The sequence below is a fragment of the Pseudarthrobacter sp. HLT1-7 genome (genome assembly GCF_059383435.1).
In genome coordinates this window covers 98,331-114,859 of record NZ_JBWZCH010000007.1, presented here as the reverse complement: position 1 = coordinate 114,859, position 16,529 = coordinate 98,331, and the positions used below count along the sequence as shown (strand labels likewise).

The window sequence follows — 16,529 nt, the reverse complement described above, 5'->3', positions numbered from 1 at the left end:
CCGCGAGAACCAGCCTCAGGCAGGTCCGGCAGCCGTTCCGGCGGGGCCCGCGGTGGCCGTTCCGGCGGGGCTCGCGGTGGCCGTTCCGGCAGGGCCCGCGGCGGCCGTTCCGGCAGCCGTTGCGGCCGCCGGGCCGGGCGCCGGTGCGGCCGCCGGGCCGCGGTCATCCGGAATCATCGACCACATCGTCGCCATGCGCTGGGTGCCTGCCGGAATCCGGTCCGGGTCTTCAAGCTCGTAGTCCTTCAGCAGGTCGAAAAGTTTCTCGGTCAGCTCGGCCCGCTGGGCCGGCGTCAGGTACAGAAGGTTGCTGGCCAGCACCACGGACGAGGGGCTGTCCGCGGGTTCGCCGCGCCGGCGGCGCTCGTCCCGGGTCTTAGCGTAGGCATTGACGCGGCGGCGGTAGGCGTCGAGCTCCAAGTCGAGCACGGCGAACTCGGGGCTCGCCACTCCCCCGCCGGAGTTGATGGTGAAGTCGGTGCCGGCGGCCTGCCAGCGGCGTTCGCGGGCGTCGCCGGCGGTGGCGGCCGGCACCACGATGCCCCATTTTTGCAGGGCGCGCAGGTGGTAGCTCATAGCGCTTGGCGTGAGGCCCGTCTGGGCGGCCAGTTCGGTGGCCGTCCGGCTCGCCTGGGTGGCATACAGTTCGGAAATGACTTCCAGCCGGGCGGCGTGGGCCAAAGCCCGGATCGCCTTCGGATCGGTGATTTTCACTTTCTTTTCCGGGCGCGGCCGGCGTCCGGCGGCCGACGGCACCGGCGACTCCGCCGCTGGGGTTTCTGCATTCACCCCTCAAGTCTACCGAGCACCGTCAAACTATGAAAGAAACGCTTGACACCTCCCCTGCAGGGGAGCACTTCGCCGCCGGCGAATGAGGTACGTCGGAACTTGCCGGCCGGATCCCCCGGCGGCCGCCCCGAAGGTGTCAGGCGGGCAGGAGACGTTAGCCGGCCCGTCCGTGCCGGACGTGTCAAGCGGGCAGCAGGAAGCCGTCCCGCAGCAGGTTCGCCACCTCGGCGAGCAGCCCGCCGCGGAAGGCCCCGGCGTCGAACCCCTCATACCCGCCCAGCAAAGCCTCGAGGGCGCCGATGATCTGACCGACGGAGAGATCGCCGTCGCACGCTGAAACGAAGCCGGCCAGCTCGGTGCTCAACAGGTTGGTGCGGCGCAGGCCGGCACCCTGACGCAGCAGGATAACGCCGGGGTGTTCGGCGCCGGGCCGCTGGTGCCGTTCCTCGGTGACGTCCTCGGCGACCAGCAGGTGCGCTGCGGCCACATCGTGGGCCGCCAGCCAGTCGGCGCGCTCGACGGCGGCGCCCAGGTGCGGGCCCGCGGGCTGCTCGATCGGATAGGTGATCTCCTCAAAGCGGGACATCACCGGCGTCGAGCCTCCCGCCGGACGCCGCAGCCAGATCATCCCAAAGCCGATCCACGCCACATTCCGCGAGGCAAAGTCATCCAGATACGCGGCATACGAGTCCTGGTACAGCCGGCCGTCGCGGGACTCTGAGGCGTCCTGCAGCCAGGTCTCGGCGTATTGCTCCGGGCCCACCTGCTCGCGCTGGATAAACCACACGTCCATGCCCGGACCGGCCCAGCTTTGCGGCCGTTCAGCCCAGGCAACCCCCGCCGGAATCTCCCAGTTACCCAAAAGCTGGGCTGTCCCGGCCGGAGCGAGCACCGAGGGCAGCGCCGAGACGAGCGCGGCAACGATCTCGTCCCCCGGGAGTCCGCCGTCGCGGTAGGTGAACTGGTCCGCCGCAGCCTCCCCGACGCTGCGGGGCGTGATGACGAACGGCGGATTGGAGACCACCAGTTCGAACTCCTCGCCCGCGACGGGTTCGAGCAGGGAGCCCAGACGCAGGCTGACCCGGCTCTCCAGGTCCGCGGGGTCCAAATGCAGTGCTTCGGCGTTGAGAGCCAAGTTGAAGCGGGTGAAGGCCAGCGCGCGTTCGGAGATGTCGGTGGCCGTCACATGGTCCGCATGGTGCAGCAGGTGGAACGTCTGGATCCCGCAGCCGGTACCGAGGTCCAGGGCGCGGGCCACATGCCGGCGCGCGGTGACCTGCACCAGGGTGGTGGACGCCTGACCGATCCCCAGCACGTGGTCGTGGCGCAGTACACCGGGGCTCTGGTGGGCGGCAAGGTCGCTGGCCACCCACAGGTCCGCCCCGCCACTGCCGGCTCCGTCGTCCCCGACGGTCGGGTCCCAGCCGTACGGCCGCAGGTCCACCTTTGCCTGGATCAGGCCCGTCGGGGAAGGTTCCACGAGGCCCAGCTTGGCCAGGCCGTCCGTGCGGATGCCCGGCAGGGCGGCGTCGAGGGTTTCGGTGCGCTGCGGTTCCGCCAGCAGCCACAGGCGGACGACGGCGGCGAGCGCCGCCGTCGTCGGCCCGCCCTGGCGGGCGCGTTCGGTGACGATGAGGGCGGGGACGAGCTGGTCCCGGCTGAGAGCGGCGTGCGCGGCCGGACCGAGCAGTTCCGCCACGCCGTCGACCGTGTAGCCGATGGTCCGCAGGTCGGCGGCGAGCGCTGCAAGCGGCCCGTTGAGGTCACTGCGGGGCGCGTCGGGGGTGTTGCCGGCCGTGAATTGCGTTGAGGGAGTCACCCCGTCAAGTTTAGAGGTGCTTCTCGGCGTAGACCCGCAGCGCGTCGCGGACGAAGGCTGCCCCGGCGTCACCGCCGTAGTTCGCGGCGAAGCGGGGATCGGCTGCGTACATCTCGCCGAGTCCGGTCACGTAGCCCTTCACCTCTTTGTTGCTGCCTGCGCCGGGCCCCGTCGCGGGCGTCCCGGGAATGCCGGTGAGCCATTCGACGTGGCGACGAGCCAGGTACTTGGCCGCCTCGCTGTCCGGAGCGGCGCCCGATTGCGCCGCCGCGATCCAGTCGTTGCCCAGTTGCTGGGAACGCTGCTTCCACGCATCCTTCCCGGCCGCACCCATTCCGCGCCACCAGGCGTCGGACGTGGCATACGTGTCCTCACCCCAGCGATCCTCCACCTCGTCCTTGTACCGGGTGTGGTCAAAGCCGTCGAACATCTTCTCCGCCATGATCCCTCCTCCTTCTTTCACTGCTTCGATGGTGTGCTGGACCGAGGCAATTTGCCGGGCCAGCCGGTCCTGTTCCTGGCGCAGCCATTCCAGATGGCGGCCCAGTGCCTTCTCCGCGTCCGGCTCATTACCGAGTACTTCGGCGACCGCAGGCAGCCCAAGCCCGAGCCCGCGCAGGAGCACGATGCGCTGCAGCCGGACGAGCGCCGTCTGGTCGTAGTACCGGTAGCCGTTGTCTCCGGTGCGGCTGGGGCTGAGCAACCCGATGTGGTCGTAGTGACGCAGGGTCCGGCTGGTGGCGCCGGCGAGCTTTGCGATCTGTTGCACAGACCAGTCCATGCGGCCCTCCTCCTGGCTCCCGTGTTCGTAGGACCTGTCCTCCGACTCTAGAGCTTGACGTCGCATCAAGGTCAAGGCCGGATCCGCGGCGCGGGGCCGGGCCAGGGCACCGTTCCCACGCGGTAGGTTGGAGGAATGGCTTTCCGTTCCCCTCGCCCGTCGGGCGCGCCGGCGCTTCGGCTGAGATTCGCCGGCGCGGCCGCCTGCGCCGCCGTCGTCCTGGCCGGGTCGGCGTGCTCCCAACCCGGTTCCATCGAATCCGCCGATGTTCCGTCATGGAAGGCCACCGCGCTGCCGCCGGCCGACAGGATTGTGCTGGAGGACGCGGGCAAAATCCTCACCCGCGATCCGATCGTGAGGGCCGCCTCGGGAGTGCAGGCCGGCAGTTATACGCTGACCATGAGCTGCGACGGCGGCGGCAAGGCCTTCTTCAGCGTTTCCCTCAACGGCACCAGGCTGGCGGAAGCGGGGGCAGCCTGCAACGGAAGCCGCGAAACAGCCCGCATCAGGGTGCCCGACGCAGGCACGGTAGAGATCAGCGCGACAAGCGTGGACGCGCCGCTCATTTACGGCTACCACCTCGCGCCCGCGGCGTAACAGCCGGCTTTGCCACCGGCCGGATGCGGTTATGCGGACGACGTCGGCCTGGCGCCCGTGGATCTCGCGGCGGGACGGCCATGGGGCCCGCTCCCTGCCCGCCGGCAGTGCCGCCAGGCTCTGGTGTTCTATTCCCGACGGGCCTAAAGTCAGGGTATGCCCCTTGCGTCGGCAACGCGGGGACCGCGGACGCGCATCGCGGCAACCGCCGTCCTAGTCTGTTCTGTGCTGACCCTTGGCGCAGGACTGGCCGGTTGCGCGTACGAATACGACGAAGGCCTCTCGAAAGAAGGTGCCTCCTTACCGTCGGCCACTGCGTTCACGAATGCGGCCCTTCCACGGGACCCCGGGCTGAACCAGCCTGTCACCGGGGCGGAACTGGACGTGTGGGTTGCGCAAGTGTTGCCCGACGCTAAGGGCCAGGTCTTCCAGACCGGCCACGGCTCCCTGGAAGCCGACGAGGAACACCGGCAAAATACCACCCTGTTGCCCAAAGGAAGCTACGCGCTGACCCTCGCTTGCCGGAGCACGAAGCGTGTTTCGTTCAGCGTCGGCAAGGGTGACGACGATCTGGTGGACCTGAGCCTGCGGTGCGGGACCTCACGGGTAAATGTGGTACATCTGTCCGCCGACGCCATCCTCACCGTCACGGTCGATGCGGACGCGGCCGCAAACTTCGCCTACCGCGTAAGCCGGATCTGACGCAGGTCCGGCTGGGATCCAGGTGTGAACGGCGCCTGTGCGCGGGTCCAGGGTCCGCGGGAAGTTGCGCGGGCCCTGGGTCCGCAGGAAATTGCGCGGGCCCTGGGTCCGCAGGAAATTGCGCGGGCCCTGGGTCCGCAGGAAATTGCGCGGGCCCGGGGTCCCCGGGAAATCAGGCGGCGCAGCCTTCCGGGCAACGCAGCGTCTCCGGGTTGGCGGCACACCCGGAGCAGTAGAGGGTGAGGGTCCGGCAGGCCTGGTTGGAGCAGTTCTCGAATTTGCTCGTGGGCGCGGAGCAGCGGACGCATTCGCCGATGGTCGTGGCGTCCTCGCTGAATTCGAGGTGCATGCGCTTGTCGAAAACATAGAGGGAGCCCTCCCAGAGACCCTGGTCCTTGAAGGCCTCACCGTAGCGGACGATCCCGCCGTCGAGCTGGTAGACCTCTCTGAAGCCGCGGTTCACCATCAGGCTGGAAAGCACCTCGCAACGGATGCCGCCGGTGCAGTAGGTGACGATCGGCTTGTTCTTGAGCGTGTCGTACTTGCCGGAGTCGAGTTCCTTGATGAAGTCATGCGTGGTGGCGACGTCCGGGACAATAGCTTCCTTGAACTTGCCGATCCGGGCCTCAAAGCCGTTGCGCCCGTCGAAAAACACCACCTCGTCGCCGGCGTCCTTCCTGGCCGCCACAAGTTCGTGCAGTTCCTCTGGCGCGAGGTGTACGCCGCCGCCCACCACGCCGTTGGCATCGACCTTGAGCTCGCCCGGGGCGCCAAAGGAAACGATCTCGTCCCGCACCTTTACGCTCAGCCGCGGGAAGTCCTCAGCCCCGCCGTCGGACCACTTGACGTCGATGCCGTGGAAGCCCTTGTATTCGCGGGTGGTCTTCACATACTGCTTGACCGCGTTCAGCCCGCCGCCGACAGTCGCGTTGATGCCGTCCTTGGAGATGATGATGCGCCCGGTCAGTCCGAGTTTCTCGCACAGGGCGCGCTGCCAGAGCCGGACGGCGTCCGGATCCGGCAGCGGGGTAAACCCGTAAAAGAGCACAATTCGGTTCAAAGCCACGTACTTAAGGGTACCGGTTTATGGGTACCGGCCGGCAACAACCGGAGACCCGGCTCCAACCGCGGCCGCCGCCGCGGTCACAATTGCCTACGCAGGCCCGGTTCCCCGACCCGGCCCCTGTTGCTTGCGGCGGGGCTGGAATACGCTCATCTCATGAGTCTGGACGCCATGGTTGAAGACACCACCCACCTGCTGGAAATCTGGGTCACCGGCTGGGCCGGTTGCCGGGGCTATGAGACCCGCAGAGAGGGCCGCTTCCCTGCCGCCCTGCGTGCGGACACCACCCACGAGTGGGAATTCTTCGCTCATGATCCCTCCGCAGCGGAGTTCGCGGCGCTGGCCTCGGCGACGGCCGAAGTTCCCGCCCGGATCCTGACCATCCTCACCAACGATGCAGCGCGGTACACCTTCCTGGCACAGGAACACGGTCTCAATGTCACCTCGGCCTCCCAGACAATGATGATCGTTGACATGGAGACCCAGGATTCCGAGGACCCCTGGCTTCCGGATGACGACCTCACGTGGGTGCCGTCAAAAGCGGACGGCGTGCACCATGCAGTGGTCTACGCCGGCGAGGAGGAGGCCGCAAGCGGACGCGTCCTGGTGGTGGACCACGCGGCGATTTTCGACAAGATCGTCACCGGGCCCGGCTACCAGCGCCGCGGGCTCGGCAGCTTCATCATGCGGGCTCTCGCCGCCCAGGCATTCGAGCACGATGTCGAAACCGGACTGCTGCTCGCCTCGCTCGACGGCCAGAAGCTGTATTCACACCTCGGCTGGCGCACGGTGTGCCACGTCCTGATGCTCTCCGCCTCGGATGAGGGCGCAGACCTGTCGGTCGGGTAAGGGTTGCACCTCGCCCGGGCGATTGCAGCCGGGGTGAAAGAATGTACAAGTGAACCCACATGAGTCCCTGATTCCGTTGCTGGGCCGTGGCCAGAACCCGGAACAGCTCCGTCATGTGCGCACCATCCCCGCCCGTCAGGCCGTCCATGCGGCCTGGCCAGCGTGGGCCCACCCGGATCTGGTCACCGCCTACGGAGCCTTGGGGATCCACGAGCCGTACCGCCACCAGATCCAGGCCGCCGAGCTGGCCCACGCCGGCGGGCACGTGGTCATAGCCACCGGCACCGCTTCCGGAAAATCGCTCGCCTACCAGCTGCCGGCGCTGGACGCGATCCACCGGTCAGAGCTGCGGGTCCTCGCCGATCCCGGCAAGATCCACGACGACGGCGCCGTCACCCTCTACCTGTCCCCGACGAAGGCCCTCGCCGCCGACCAGCTGGCCGCCCTCCGGGCGCTGGGGCTCCCGACCGTCCGGGCCGAGACCTACGACGGGGATACCGATCCCGCCTCCCGGCGATGGATCAGGGACCACGCGAATTTCATCCTGGCCAATCCGGACATGCTGCACTTCGGAATACTCCCGAACCATCCCTGGTGGGCGCGGTTCTTCCGCCGGCTTCGCTATGTGATCGTCGACGAGGCCCACAGCTACCGCGGCGTTTTCGGATCGCACGTGGCCAACCTGATGCGCCGGCTGCGCCGCATCTGCGCCTATTACAACCCCGGCGGGTCCGGGCCTGTGTTCATCGCGGCCTCCGCAACGGCCTCCGAGCCCGGGACCTCCTTCGGCCGGCTTATCGGGGCGCCGGTGCGGGCCGTCTCCGAGGATACCTCGCCGCACGGCTCCACCACGGTGGCGTTCTGGGAGCCGGCCCTGACCGAGCTCCGCGGCGAGAACGGCGCGAAGGAACGCCGATCCGCTGTGGCTGAAACCGCGGATCTGCTGGCCAACCTGGTGTCCTCCCGGGTCCGGACCATTGCCTTCATCAAGTCCCGGCGCGGCGCCGAGACCATCGCGTCGATCACGAAACGCCTCCTGGACGAGGTGGATCCAAGCCTGCCGCAGAGGGTGGCGGCCTACCGCTCGGGCTACCTGCCGGAGGAACGGCGGGCCCTGGAGAAATCCCTCCGCTCCGGCGAGCTGCTGGGCGTCTCCAGCACCTCGGCCCTGGAACTCGGCATCGACATTTCCGGGCTCGACGCGGTGCTGGTCGCCGGCTGGCCGGGTACGCGCGCGTCGTTGTTCCAGCAGATCGGCCGGGCGGGCCGCGCCGGGCAGGACGCCATCGCGGCGTTCGTGGCGAGCGATGACCCGCTGGACACCTATCTGGTGAACCACCCCGAGGCGATCTTTGATGTGTCGGTCGAGGCAACGGTCTTCGATCCCTCCAACCCCTATGTCCTGGGGCCGCACCTGTGCGCCGCCGCCGCCGAGCTGCCGCTGGGGTACGCCGAACTGGACCTCTTCGGCGGGACAGCCGAGGGGCTCCTTGACCAGCTGGTGGCCCAGGGGTACCTGCGCCGGCGCCCCGCCGGATGGTTCTGGACCCATCCGCAGAGCGCGGCAGCCATGGTGAACCTGAGGGCCGACGGCGGCGGCCCGGTAAGCATCGTCGACGCCGATACCGGTTCCCTGCTCGGGACGATGGATTCCCCGCAGACGCACTACCAGGCCCACACCGGTGCCGTTTATGTCCACCAGGGCGAGAGCTATGTTGTGGAGGAGCTGAACGAGGATGACCACTGCGTGATCGTGCGCCGGGCGAACCCGGACTACTACACCACGGCGCGGGACGTGACCCAGATCGAGGTCCTCGAAACACAGCGCACCACGCAGTGGGGCGACGTGGCCGTGCATTTCGGGGACGTGCTGGTGACCACGCAGGTGGTCTCCTTCCAGCGCAAGGCACTGATCTCGAATGAGATCCTCGGTGAAGAGCCCCTGCAGCTGGGCGCCAGGGACCTGTTCACCAAGGCCGTGTGGTTTGTCATGGACAACCGCTCGCTGACCGGCGCCGGGCTTATCGAGGCACAGTTCCCCGGCGCCCTGCACGCCGCCGAACACGCGGCTATCGGGCTCCTTCCGCTGGTAGCCTCCAGCGACCGCTGGGACATCGGCGGGGTATCAACGGCCATCCACGCCGACACCGGTGTGCCCACCATCTTTGTGTACGACGGACATCCCGGCGGTGCCGGCTTCGCCGAGCGCGGCTACGACAAGGCCCGGGTGTGGCTGTCCGCCACTCGCGATGCGATAAAGGCCTGCGAATGCGAGTCCGGCTGCCCCTCCTGCGTGCAGTCGCCCAAGTGCGGGAACAAGAACAACCCCCTCGACAAGGACGCCGCCGTCACGTTGATCGATGTGCTGCTTCAGGACGCCACAGACCAGATGCGGGCCGGGCAGCCGGACCAGGCCGCTGCGGTGCAGCCGGCGGGCCGCCCCCGCTGAGCGGGCTGCTCCCCGTCACCGCCGTGCAACGCGGCCGGAACACGATCGATGCAGACTACGGCGGCGGCCCGGCTCTGGCTTGTCCGGTGGCCGCACCCAGGAACGTTCTGGCCTGGAGTTCGGTGCGGACCTGCACCGTTCCCCCGGCCCCTTCGAAACAGCTGAGGACTGCGGCGTTGTTCCGGCCCGCCACCTCCCCGGCGACGGCGCAGGGCTCGCCCGGCGTGATTCCGCGTGCGGCATCCGCGGCCGCCAGTGCCGCCAGATCGGCGGCAGCCGCTGCCCGGGATGCCATTGCCGCCGATTGCGCCAGCAAAACGATCAGGGCTGACGCCATGATGACCACCAGCCCCAGTCCGAGCGCCAGCACTGTCCCGGAGCCGCGCTGCGGCTGCCCGCGGGTTGTGCCCGGACGTCTCTGCCAGTTCACGCAGCCCGCCTTCTTGGCTGCGCATGCACAGTGTCGTGCGCAGTATCGTCCGCGGTGTCCTGCGCGGTGTCGTCAACAGGGGCCGCGGCGAAAGGCTCGGACGGTTCGCCCCGGGCCCAGGCCCGGGCCGAGAGGGTCCACGGCAGTAGCGAACCGACAGTTCCGGAAACGCGGCCGGAAACCGTAACACTGAGCCATTCACCCTCGAATGCCACGGCTGAAGCTGCCGAATCGCCGGCAAGACGGCGGACGATGGCGTCCACGGCCGCGGCATCCTCACCGCGGGCCAGTGCACGCGCGCCGGCCCGTGCCGCTTCCTCGAGCCGCAGCTGTGTCACTCCCGCGGCCGAACCGGCCAACAGCAGGGCGAGCAGGAGCAGCACGGCCGGCAGTGCCACGGCGAACTCGGCCGTCACCGCGCCGCGGCATCTACCGCCGCCCGAGCACGACCGCCACGAGACGCGGCCGGCCGGAGGCATCGCCGCTGCCCCGCGGCATGCCCGCCGTCCCGGGGTCCTTCGAGGTGGGGCATGGCCACCCATGGCCAGGCGCCCGGATGTTCGGCCACACGCCCAGAGCCCGGTGGGGACCGCACATCCGAGGAGCCCCGGGGGCCGGGGATCGTCCGACGGTACTTCCTCCCGGTCCTGCCACCTGCAGCTCATGGCAAGGCGAGCGCCGTGCGGATGAGATTCAGCAGGAACCCGCGGACTTCGTCACTGCGCATGATGAACACGAGAATCCCCGCAAAGCTCACCGCTGCCAAGGTGGCGATCGCGTATTCGGCTGTTGCCATCCCGGTCTCGGAACCAAAGAGCTTTCCGGGCCGGCCAGCCGGGACCGGCCCCGCGGCGCTGGCGCCCGGATAGATCTCACGCACCTCGGCGGCTCCTGTTTCGGCAGCGGCGGTGCGGCTGCGGGCGGAGACATCCTGGTTGATCGGCATGTGCTTTCCTTTCTTGGATCCCCGGCGGAACCGCCGGTTGCTTCGACTCTTCCGGCTCGGGCACCGGCGGGTAAGTGCCGATCCGGGCCAAGTGGATAACCACCTCAATGGCGGGGTGGTGGACGCACGTCTTGTGGAGGAGTGGTTTGGACTGGCGCGAGCGAGTCCAGGTGGCGGCGTCCGGGCGGGATATGGCGGCGGGATGCGTGGCGGCGGCTCTGGCTTCAACGTTATTCCGGCCTACGACGGCAGCATCGCCAGCAGCACGGGCACAACGCCGAGGCACACGAAGGCCGGCAAAGAACAAAGACCCAGCGGGACGACCAGTTTCACGCCCAGGGCTGCCGCCTGTTTCTCGGCAGCCCTGAACTGTTCGCGGCGTATCCGGGCAGCCTGGGCATAGAGAATGGCCGAGGACGGTGCCCCGGTGAGCGCGGCAAAGCCCACGGCGTCGCGCAGGGCAAGAAGTCCGGGTGAGCGGACGCTTGAGCTGTGCCAGGCCGTGTCCCAGCCGGCGCCAATGGCTAGCGCCGAGACGACGGGCCTCAGCGGGACACCGATTTCAGGTGCAGCCAGCGCAGCCACCAATTCCAGCGAACGGCCGATGCCCGCTCCCGCATCCAGCATGGCGCCGATCAGTTCCAGGAGCATGGCCGTGTCGCGCAGGCCGGCGTCGCCGATGACTACGGTCTTGGACCCCTCGCCGAAGACTCGAGGGTCTGAGGCGTCAGCACGATCCACAAGCTGGCGGTTGAGTCTCCGGCGAACCCGGCGGCGGCCGCCATACGCAGTCACGGCTGCGGCCAGCAGAATCGCCATCAGTGCGAGACCGCCGACGCCAGCAGTCACCGCTGCGACCCAGCCGCCGACCGGACCAGTCTGGCGGACCAGATCCGTCCCGCAGCGGTGAGGGCAAGGCCCGCGGCGAGCGCCGCCGTTCCGAGCGGGGTGCCCAGCAGGCTCCGCAGAGGATCAACGCCCAGCAACATACCCAGTCCCAGACCCAGGACCGGCAACCAGGTGAGCAGCCGGACCGTCGCCCTGGGCCCGGCAAGAGCCGTCTGGCGGGCGGCCTCTGCATCGTCCTCGGCGTCGAGTTGCGCCGCGAACCGCGTCAGCACGTCCGCCAGCGGGCAGCCGCTCGCCTCGGCAATGTCGAAGCATGCGGCGAGTTCGGCCCACACCCTGCGATCGTTTCCTGCGAGGCCGGCCCGACCCACCTTCCGCGTGCCCCTTCCGCCGGGCCCGGCACCCGCGGTGCGGATAGCCGCGCCAACGGGAGACCCGCGCATTGCCGCCGAGCGGGCGGCGGCAAGCATGGACACAGAGGCCGGGGCCAGCTCGGCTCCGCGGCCGGAGTTGCGCTCCATCCGTGTGTCCGGCGAAGAATCCCATCCGTAGAGGGTCCACAACTCATCCCACAGCCTCGAGGGTATGCGGCCGCCCTTGAGAAGTGCGGCTAATTGCTGGACGACCACCGTCATGGGCACGTGTGGCTCCGCCCGGCGCATCCGCCCCGGCAGAGTCCTGCCTGCGAACCACCGACCGGGCCGGGAAACCGCTGTCCCCGCCGACGAGCCGCACGGGCCGGCAAGCGCCGCCCGGATCCGGCTGCCTGAAATCGCCGGCGGTGAGAGCGCCAGGAACACCGCGACAGCCAGGACCCCGACCAGGGCGGCCGTCACCCCGGTCTCCCGGAGCGGCGGCCGCGGCGAGGTCCCGTAGGCGATCCTGTGCCGTCCGGAAAAACTATGCCCTCCGGAACTACTGTTACGTCCGGCGCACGCGCTTCGTCCGGCACGGCGGCATTCGCAGCGGCAGAGGGGTCCAGCCCCAGCCTGTCCGCCAGTTGCGGCCACGCCGGCCCGAAGCGGATGCCGCCGGCCAGGACGTCCAACGCTGCGCTGACGGCCAGCCCCGCGTCGTTTTCCTGCAGCACTCCAACGGCTGCCACGTGCCGCCGGTTTCCGGCCCGTTCCACGTGGATCACGGCGTCCAGGGCACTGACCGCCTGCAGGCGCACTGCATCCGAAGCCATGCCGGCGAGCGCCCCCAGCGCCGTCAGCCGGGCGGGAACGGCGGCTGCGGTGTTGGCGTGGATCGTCCCGCCCCCGCCGGAGTGACCGGTGTTCATGGCCGTCAGCAGATCCCGGACTTCCGAGCCCCGGCACTCCCCCACAATCAGCCGGTCGGGACGCATGCGCAAGGCCTGCCGGACGAGCTCGCCCAGATCCACCACTCCCCCGCCCTCGAGGTTCCCGTGCCGGGACTCCAGCGAGACGACATGTGGGTGGACGGGGTTCAGCTCGGACGCGTCTTCGATCAGGACGAGTCGTTCGCCCGGCTGGCACAGGCCAAGCAGCGTGGCGAGAAGCGTCGTCTTGCCCGAACCGGTGGCACCGCTGATAAGGAAGCTCAAACGCCGCTCGACCAGGCGTTCCAGTATCTGCCGGATGAGCTGGCCGAACATACCGAGCGTCCGCAGCTCCTCCATCGAGAACACCTTTTCGCGCCGGATCCTGATGCTGAGGAGGGTTCCCGCGGTGGAGATCGGCGGCAGCACGGCATGGATCCGGTAGCCGCCTGCCAACCTGACATCCACGCACGGAGAGCCGTCATCGAGGCGGCGCCCGCCGGCTGCCACCAGCCGGGCTGCGAGGGCGCGGATCTGCGGCTCCCCGGTGAAGGTAACAGGTGCCCTTTCCAAGCCGTTGCCGCGATCGAGCCAGACGGCATCCGGTGCGTTGACGAAGATGTCCGTCACGGCGGGATCCCGGGTGAGGGCCTGCAGCGGGCCCAGGCCGTTCAGTTCGGCACTGATACTCTCGACGGCGGCCAGCGCGCCGGCCGTTCCGAGAAGCCGTCCAGTCGATTGCACGGCGGCGGCGACCCGGGACGCGGTGACGGGCCCGGCGTCGGACATCACGGACTCGCGGACCGACTCCAGCAGCCGTGCATCTACCGGGCTGCGGGCACCCGCACCGAACTGCGGGACGCCGGTGCTGGCCTCAAGCGCCCAATCGGGCCGCCGCGGCCCCAAAGAAGCGCTCATCCTGTATCTTCTCTGCCGAGGTGGAGCACCACATCGGCGAACCGCCGGACCCTGCGCCGGCACCCGGTGTCCAGCAGTCGTCCGAGCTCGGTCGCGGCGGCGGCGCCCCTGACTTCCGGCATGATCCCGTGCAAGGGCAGCCCGACAGACTCGGCAATCAGGGCTCCGTCCAGCGCGGCCCCCGGTTTCCCCCGGACCACCAGGGCGGTGTCCACCGGAGGAAGTTCCTGCAGAAGCCGCGCCGTTGCCACGGCCGCGCGCAGCTGGGCTGGAGCAACGACAACTATCCGGTCACACTCCCAGGCGAATGCCCGCAACGCCTCACGTCCCCGTCCGATGTCCAGGAGCACGAGTTCGAAGCCGCGCCGGGCCGCATCGAGGACACCGGCCACCGTTCCGGCGTCCACCCCGGTGTATCGATCCCTATTGCCCGGCCACGACAGAAACGAGAATCCGCCGGCCACTGGCAGGGAATCCGCGAGCTGGCGCGGATCGATGCTCCCGCTGGCCTGGGCCAGGTCCGGCCATCGAAGTCCGGGGGTTTCCTCGGCGGCAAGCGCCAGTTCCAGTCCCCCGCCCCACGGGTCGCCGTCCACCAGCAGCACCCGTGCTCCATGCCGGGCGGCCGACTGAGCCAGCCAGATGGCTGCCGTGGTGGCGCCGGCCCCGCCGCAGCCGCCGGTGATGCCGAGCACGCGTCCGCCGGCCGCGGGCGAGCGGGAGCGGCTCAGATACTCGGCCAGCCAGGCAGAGGCGTCGGGCAGGACAGCCACCCGTTCGGCCCCGATGGCGACTGCCAGGTGCCACAGGCTGTCCCCGTCCCCGTTCAGGCCAACGAGCACGGCCGGGGCACGGCGCCGCGGCGGCAGATCGCGGATGTCACTGCCTACCAATACCGCGGCCGACGTGTCCCAGTACGGCGCCGCCTCCCTGGCATCCGGCACCGTCGTCAGGTGGCCTCCGGCCGCTGCCACGATGCGTTCCACCTCGTCGCGCAGTATCTCTAAGCCTGTCACCAGCAGCGTCTCGGACGACTCGCCCGGCAGCCACCGCTCCGGATCCCGGGGCGGTCCCGGGACGGCATCCGGTAGCTGGTGCTTGCTCATACCACCACTGTGCCGCCCCCCGGGGGATCGCAGTAACCGGCGCCCCGCGCTATGTGGATAACCGGCGCCAAGCAAACGACAAGCCGCGTGGACAACCGCGTGGAAACACGCATAAGCAAAGGACAAGCTGTGTGGACAACCGCCGCCGCACCACAGGGCAGAATTGACCCTATGTACATGCTGCTCGCCGCCCACGCTGACGGCGCAGCCCTCCAGGAACTCACCGCCGACGGCGCCCCGCACCCGGCCGCCCCCGAACCCCGTGTCATCAGCGCCGCCGGTCTGGCCGGCGTCGTGCGTGAAGTCGAAGAGCGGCGTCCGCGCTGGATCTGGCACCGCACCCAGGACTGGTACCCGGCTCTGCTCGCTGCCGGGGTGGAGCTGGAACGCTGCTATGACCTGACCTTGTGCGGCGCGATCCTGGCACACTCGGAGTTCACCGCCCACACTCCGTATGCACAGCACGCGGAGAAGCTGACCCAGGACGATGAGCTGCACCAGCCGCCCCGGGCGCTGCAACCGCCGCCCCCGCCCGCCGAGCAGGGCGCCCTGTTTGAAGATCCAGGGCTGCGCCGGGCGCCCCGCCACACCCCGGCTGAGCTCCGCGCCGAATACACCGCCCAGCAGGAGGCGCTCAGCCAGGTGGGTTCGGCCGGCGTCGAACGCCCCACCGATAGCCGCAAACAGCGCCTCCAGCTCCTGCTCGCCGCCGAATCCGCGGGCGCCATGATCGCCGCCGAAATGCAGCACACCGGCGTTCCCTGGCAGGAGGAACTGCACGAGCAGATCCTCGCGGACTACCTCGGTCCGCGCCCGCCCCAAGGCCACCGCCCGGCCAGACTCGAGGAGCTCACCGGTGAGTTGCGGCGGCTACTGAACTCCCCCTCGCTGAACCCGGACTCCCCACAGGAGCTTATGCGCGCCCTGCACCGGAACGGGATCGAGGTCAAGACCACGCGGCAGTGGGAGCTGAAGGAGTCCAGCCACCCGGCGATCGAGCCGCTGCTGGCGTTCAAGAAGCTCTCCCGCCTGCACGCGGCCAACGGCTGGGCCTGGCTGGACGCCTGGGTGAAGAACGGCCGGTTCCAGCCCGAGTATGTGGTGGGCGGCGTGGTCTCGGGCCGCTGGGCGTCCCGCGGGGGCGGGGCGCTGCAGATTCCGCGCCAGATCCGCGGCGCCGTGCATGCCGATCCCGGCCACAAGCTGATCGTTGCCGACGCCTCACAGCTGGAACCCCGGGTGCTTGTGGCGCTGGCGCAGGATGCCAGGATGGCCGAGGCTGCGCGGGACAAGGACCTGTACGCCGGCATCGCCGCGCAGGGTTTCAGCGGTGACCGGGCCAAGGCCAAAATAGCGCTGCTCGGCGCGATCTACGGAGCCACCACCGGAGAATCCGGGCGCCTGATGCCCCAGCTGACCCGCACTTATCCCCGCGCCGTCGGCTTCGTGGAGCAGGCGGCCCGCGAGGGCGAGGCCGGACGGACGGTCACCTCGCGGCTGGGCCGCAGCAGCCCGCCGCCGTCTGCGCAGTGGCTGCAGAGCCAGCAGTCCGCCACCGCAGAGGAACAGCGCCGGGCCGGTTCGATTGCCCGTTCGCGGGGCAGGTTCACCCGCAACTTCGTGGTGCAGGGCTCCGCGGCGGACTGGGCGGCCTGCTGGCTCGCGGAATTACGACGGCGGCTGCGCGCCATGCGTTCGGCCGGAACCCCCGCCGGGGAACTCGTCTTCTTCCTGCACGACGAAGTCATGGTGCACTGCCCGGACGACGCCGTAGAGGACTGCATCCGCGCCATCGAAGAGGCCGCGGCTGCCGCCAAGGAACTGCTGTTCGGCCGGATCCCGGTGGAATTCCCGGTCAGCGTGGCGGTGGTGGACTCCTACGACAACGCCAAATAATCGTCCGGGGCCGGCCGCCGGAACGTACCCGTCAGTAGAGTTGTGCTGTG

General features: G+C 69.3%; 16 protein-coding genes. 5 read left to right on the top strand and 11 right to left on the bottom strand.

Going from position 1 to position 16,529, the window contains the following annotated elements; translation table 11 throughout:
• Positions 1–15 precede the first annotated feature (15 nt).
• The 3 genes from AC50X6_RS09085 to AC50X6_RS09075 all read right to left on the bottom strand — a co-directional run bounded on the left by AC50X6_RS09085 (position 16) and on the right by AC50X6_RS09075 (position 3,389).
• Positions 16–789, bottom strand: a complete 774-nt coding sequence (locus AC50X6_RS09085; protein WP_494965901.1) for an ArsR/SmtB family transcription factor — start codon at positions 787–789, stop codon at positions 16–18.
• Positions 790–970: 181 nt separating this feature from the next.
• Entirely contained in the window at positions 971–2,608 is a 1,638-nt protein-coding gene (locus tag AC50X6_RS09080) for a DUF7059 domain-containing protein (protein WP_494965900.1), read from the bottom strand.
• Between the two features lie 10 nt (positions 2,609–2,618).
• A complete protein-coding gene (locus AC50X6_RS09075) occupies positions 2,619–3,389 on the bottom strand; it encodes a MerR family transcriptional regulator (protein WP_494965899.1) in 771 nt (256 codons plus the stop codon).
• A gap of 135 nt (positions 3,390–3,524) precedes the next feature.
• On the opposite strand from AC50X6_RS09075, the gene AC50X6_RS09070 reads away from it, so the two are divergent.
• Together AC50X6_RS09070 and AC50X6_RS09065 are read left to right on the top strand one after the other, a co-directional pair.
• Positions 3,525–3,986 carry a DUF6023 family protein gene (locus tag AC50X6_RS09070; protein WP_494965898.1) on the top strand — a complete coding sequence of 154 codons (462 nt, stop codon included), beginning with the start codon at positions 3,525–3,527 and terminating at the stop codon, positions 3,984–3,986.
• Between the two features lie 156 nt (positions 3,987–4,142).
• Positions 4,143–4,688 (top strand): DUF6023 family protein, encoded by a 546-nt coding sequence (locus AC50X6_RS09065; RefSeq protein ID WP_494965897.1) that lies wholly within the window; start codon positions 4,143–4,145, stop codon positions 4,686–4,688.
• A gap of 172 nt (positions 4,689–4,860) precedes the next feature.
• On the opposite strand, the gene trhO is transcribed toward AC50X6_RS09065, so the two are convergent.
• The gene (gene trhO / locus AC50X6_RS09060; RefSeq protein WP_494965896.1) at positions 4,861–5,754 is read right to left on the bottom strand and encodes an oxygen-dependent tRNA uridine(34) hydroxylase TrhO; all 894 of its coding nucleotides are present in this window, start codon (positions 5,752–5,754) and stop codon (positions 4,861–4,863) included.
• A 153-nt stretch (positions 5,755–5,907) separates the two neighbouring features.
• Between trhO and AC50X6_RS09055 the strand changes: the two genes are divergently transcribed.
• Together AC50X6_RS09055 and AC50X6_RS09050 are read left to right on the top strand one after the other, a co-directional pair.
• The gene (locus tag AC50X6_RS09055) at positions 5,908–6,600 is read left to right on the top strand and encodes a GNAT family N-acetyltransferase (protein WP_494965895.1); all 693 of its coding nucleotides are present in this window, start codon (positions 5,908–5,910) and stop codon (positions 6,598–6,600) included.
• A gap of 49 nt (positions 6,601–6,649) precedes the next feature.
• On the top strand, positions 6,650–9,049 hold the full coding sequence (locus AC50X6_RS09050; protein ID WP_494965894.1) for a DEAD/DEAH box helicase: 2,400 nt from the start codon (positions 6,650–6,652) through the stop codon (positions 9,047–9,049).
• Between the two features lie 55 nt (positions 9,050–9,104).
• Here the strand turns inward: AC50X6_RS09050 and AC50X6_RS09045 are convergent, their stop codons facing one another.
• The 7 genes from AC50X6_RS09045 to ssd form a co-directional block, all read right to left on the bottom strand.
• Positions 9,105–9,479 (bottom strand): Rv3654c family TadE-like protein, encoded by a 375-nt coding sequence (locus AC50X6_RS09045; protein WP_494965893.1) that lies wholly within the window; start codon positions 9,477–9,479, stop codon positions 9,105–9,107.
• The gene (locus AC50X6_RS09040) at positions 9,476–9,895 is read right to left on the bottom strand and encodes a TadE family type IV pilus minor pilin (RefSeq protein ID WP_494965892.1); all 420 of its coding nucleotides are present in this window, start codon (positions 9,893–9,895) and stop codon (positions 9,476–9,478) included. Before AC50X6_RS09040 ends, AC50X6_RS09045 begins: the two co-directional genes overlap by 4 nt.
• 245 nt (positions 9,896–10,140) lie before the next feature.
• Positions 10,141–10,533, bottom strand: coding sequence for a DUF4244 domain-containing protein (locus tag AC50X6_RS09035; protein ID WP_494965891.1), 393 nt, complete (start codon positions 10,531–10,533; stop codon positions 10,141–10,143).
• A 132-nt stretch (positions 10,534–10,665) separates the two neighbouring features.
• Entirely contained in the window at positions 10,666–11,274 is a 609-nt protein-coding gene (locus tag AC50X6_RS09030; RefSeq protein ID WP_494965890.1) for a type II secretion system F family protein, read from the bottom strand.
• Positions 11,271–12,110, bottom strand: coding sequence for a hypothetical protein (locus AC50X6_RS09025; protein WP_494965889.1), 840 nt, complete (start codon positions 12,108–12,110; stop codon positions 11,271–11,273). The genes AC50X6_RS09030 and AC50X6_RS09025 overlap by 4 nt, the downstream gene beginning before the upstream one ends.
• Positions 12,107–13,348 (bottom strand): TadA family conjugal transfer-associated ATPase, encoded by a 1,242-nt coding sequence (locus AC50X6_RS09020; RefSeq protein ID WP_494966003.1) that lies wholly within the window; start codon positions 13,346–13,348, stop codon positions 12,107–12,109. The genes AC50X6_RS09025 and AC50X6_RS09020 overlap by 4 nt, the downstream gene beginning before the upstream one ends.
• 125 nt (positions 13,349–13,473) lie before the next feature.
• Complete coding sequence (ssd, locus tag AC50X6_RS09015; RefSeq protein WP_494965888.1) at positions 13,474–14,583, bottom strand: septum site-determining protein Ssd; 1,110 nt, start codon at positions 14,581–14,583, stop codon at positions 13,474–13,476.
• 171 nt (positions 14,584–14,754) lie between these two features.
• Between ssd and AC50X6_RS09010 the strand changes: the two genes are divergently transcribed.
• Positions 14,755–16,479, top strand: coding sequence for a bifunctional 3'-5' exonuclease/DNA polymerase (locus AC50X6_RS09010; RefSeq protein ID WP_494965887.1), 1,725 nt, complete (start codon positions 14,755–14,757; stop codon positions 16,477–16,479).
• Positions 16,480–16,529 lie beyond the last annotated feature (50 nt).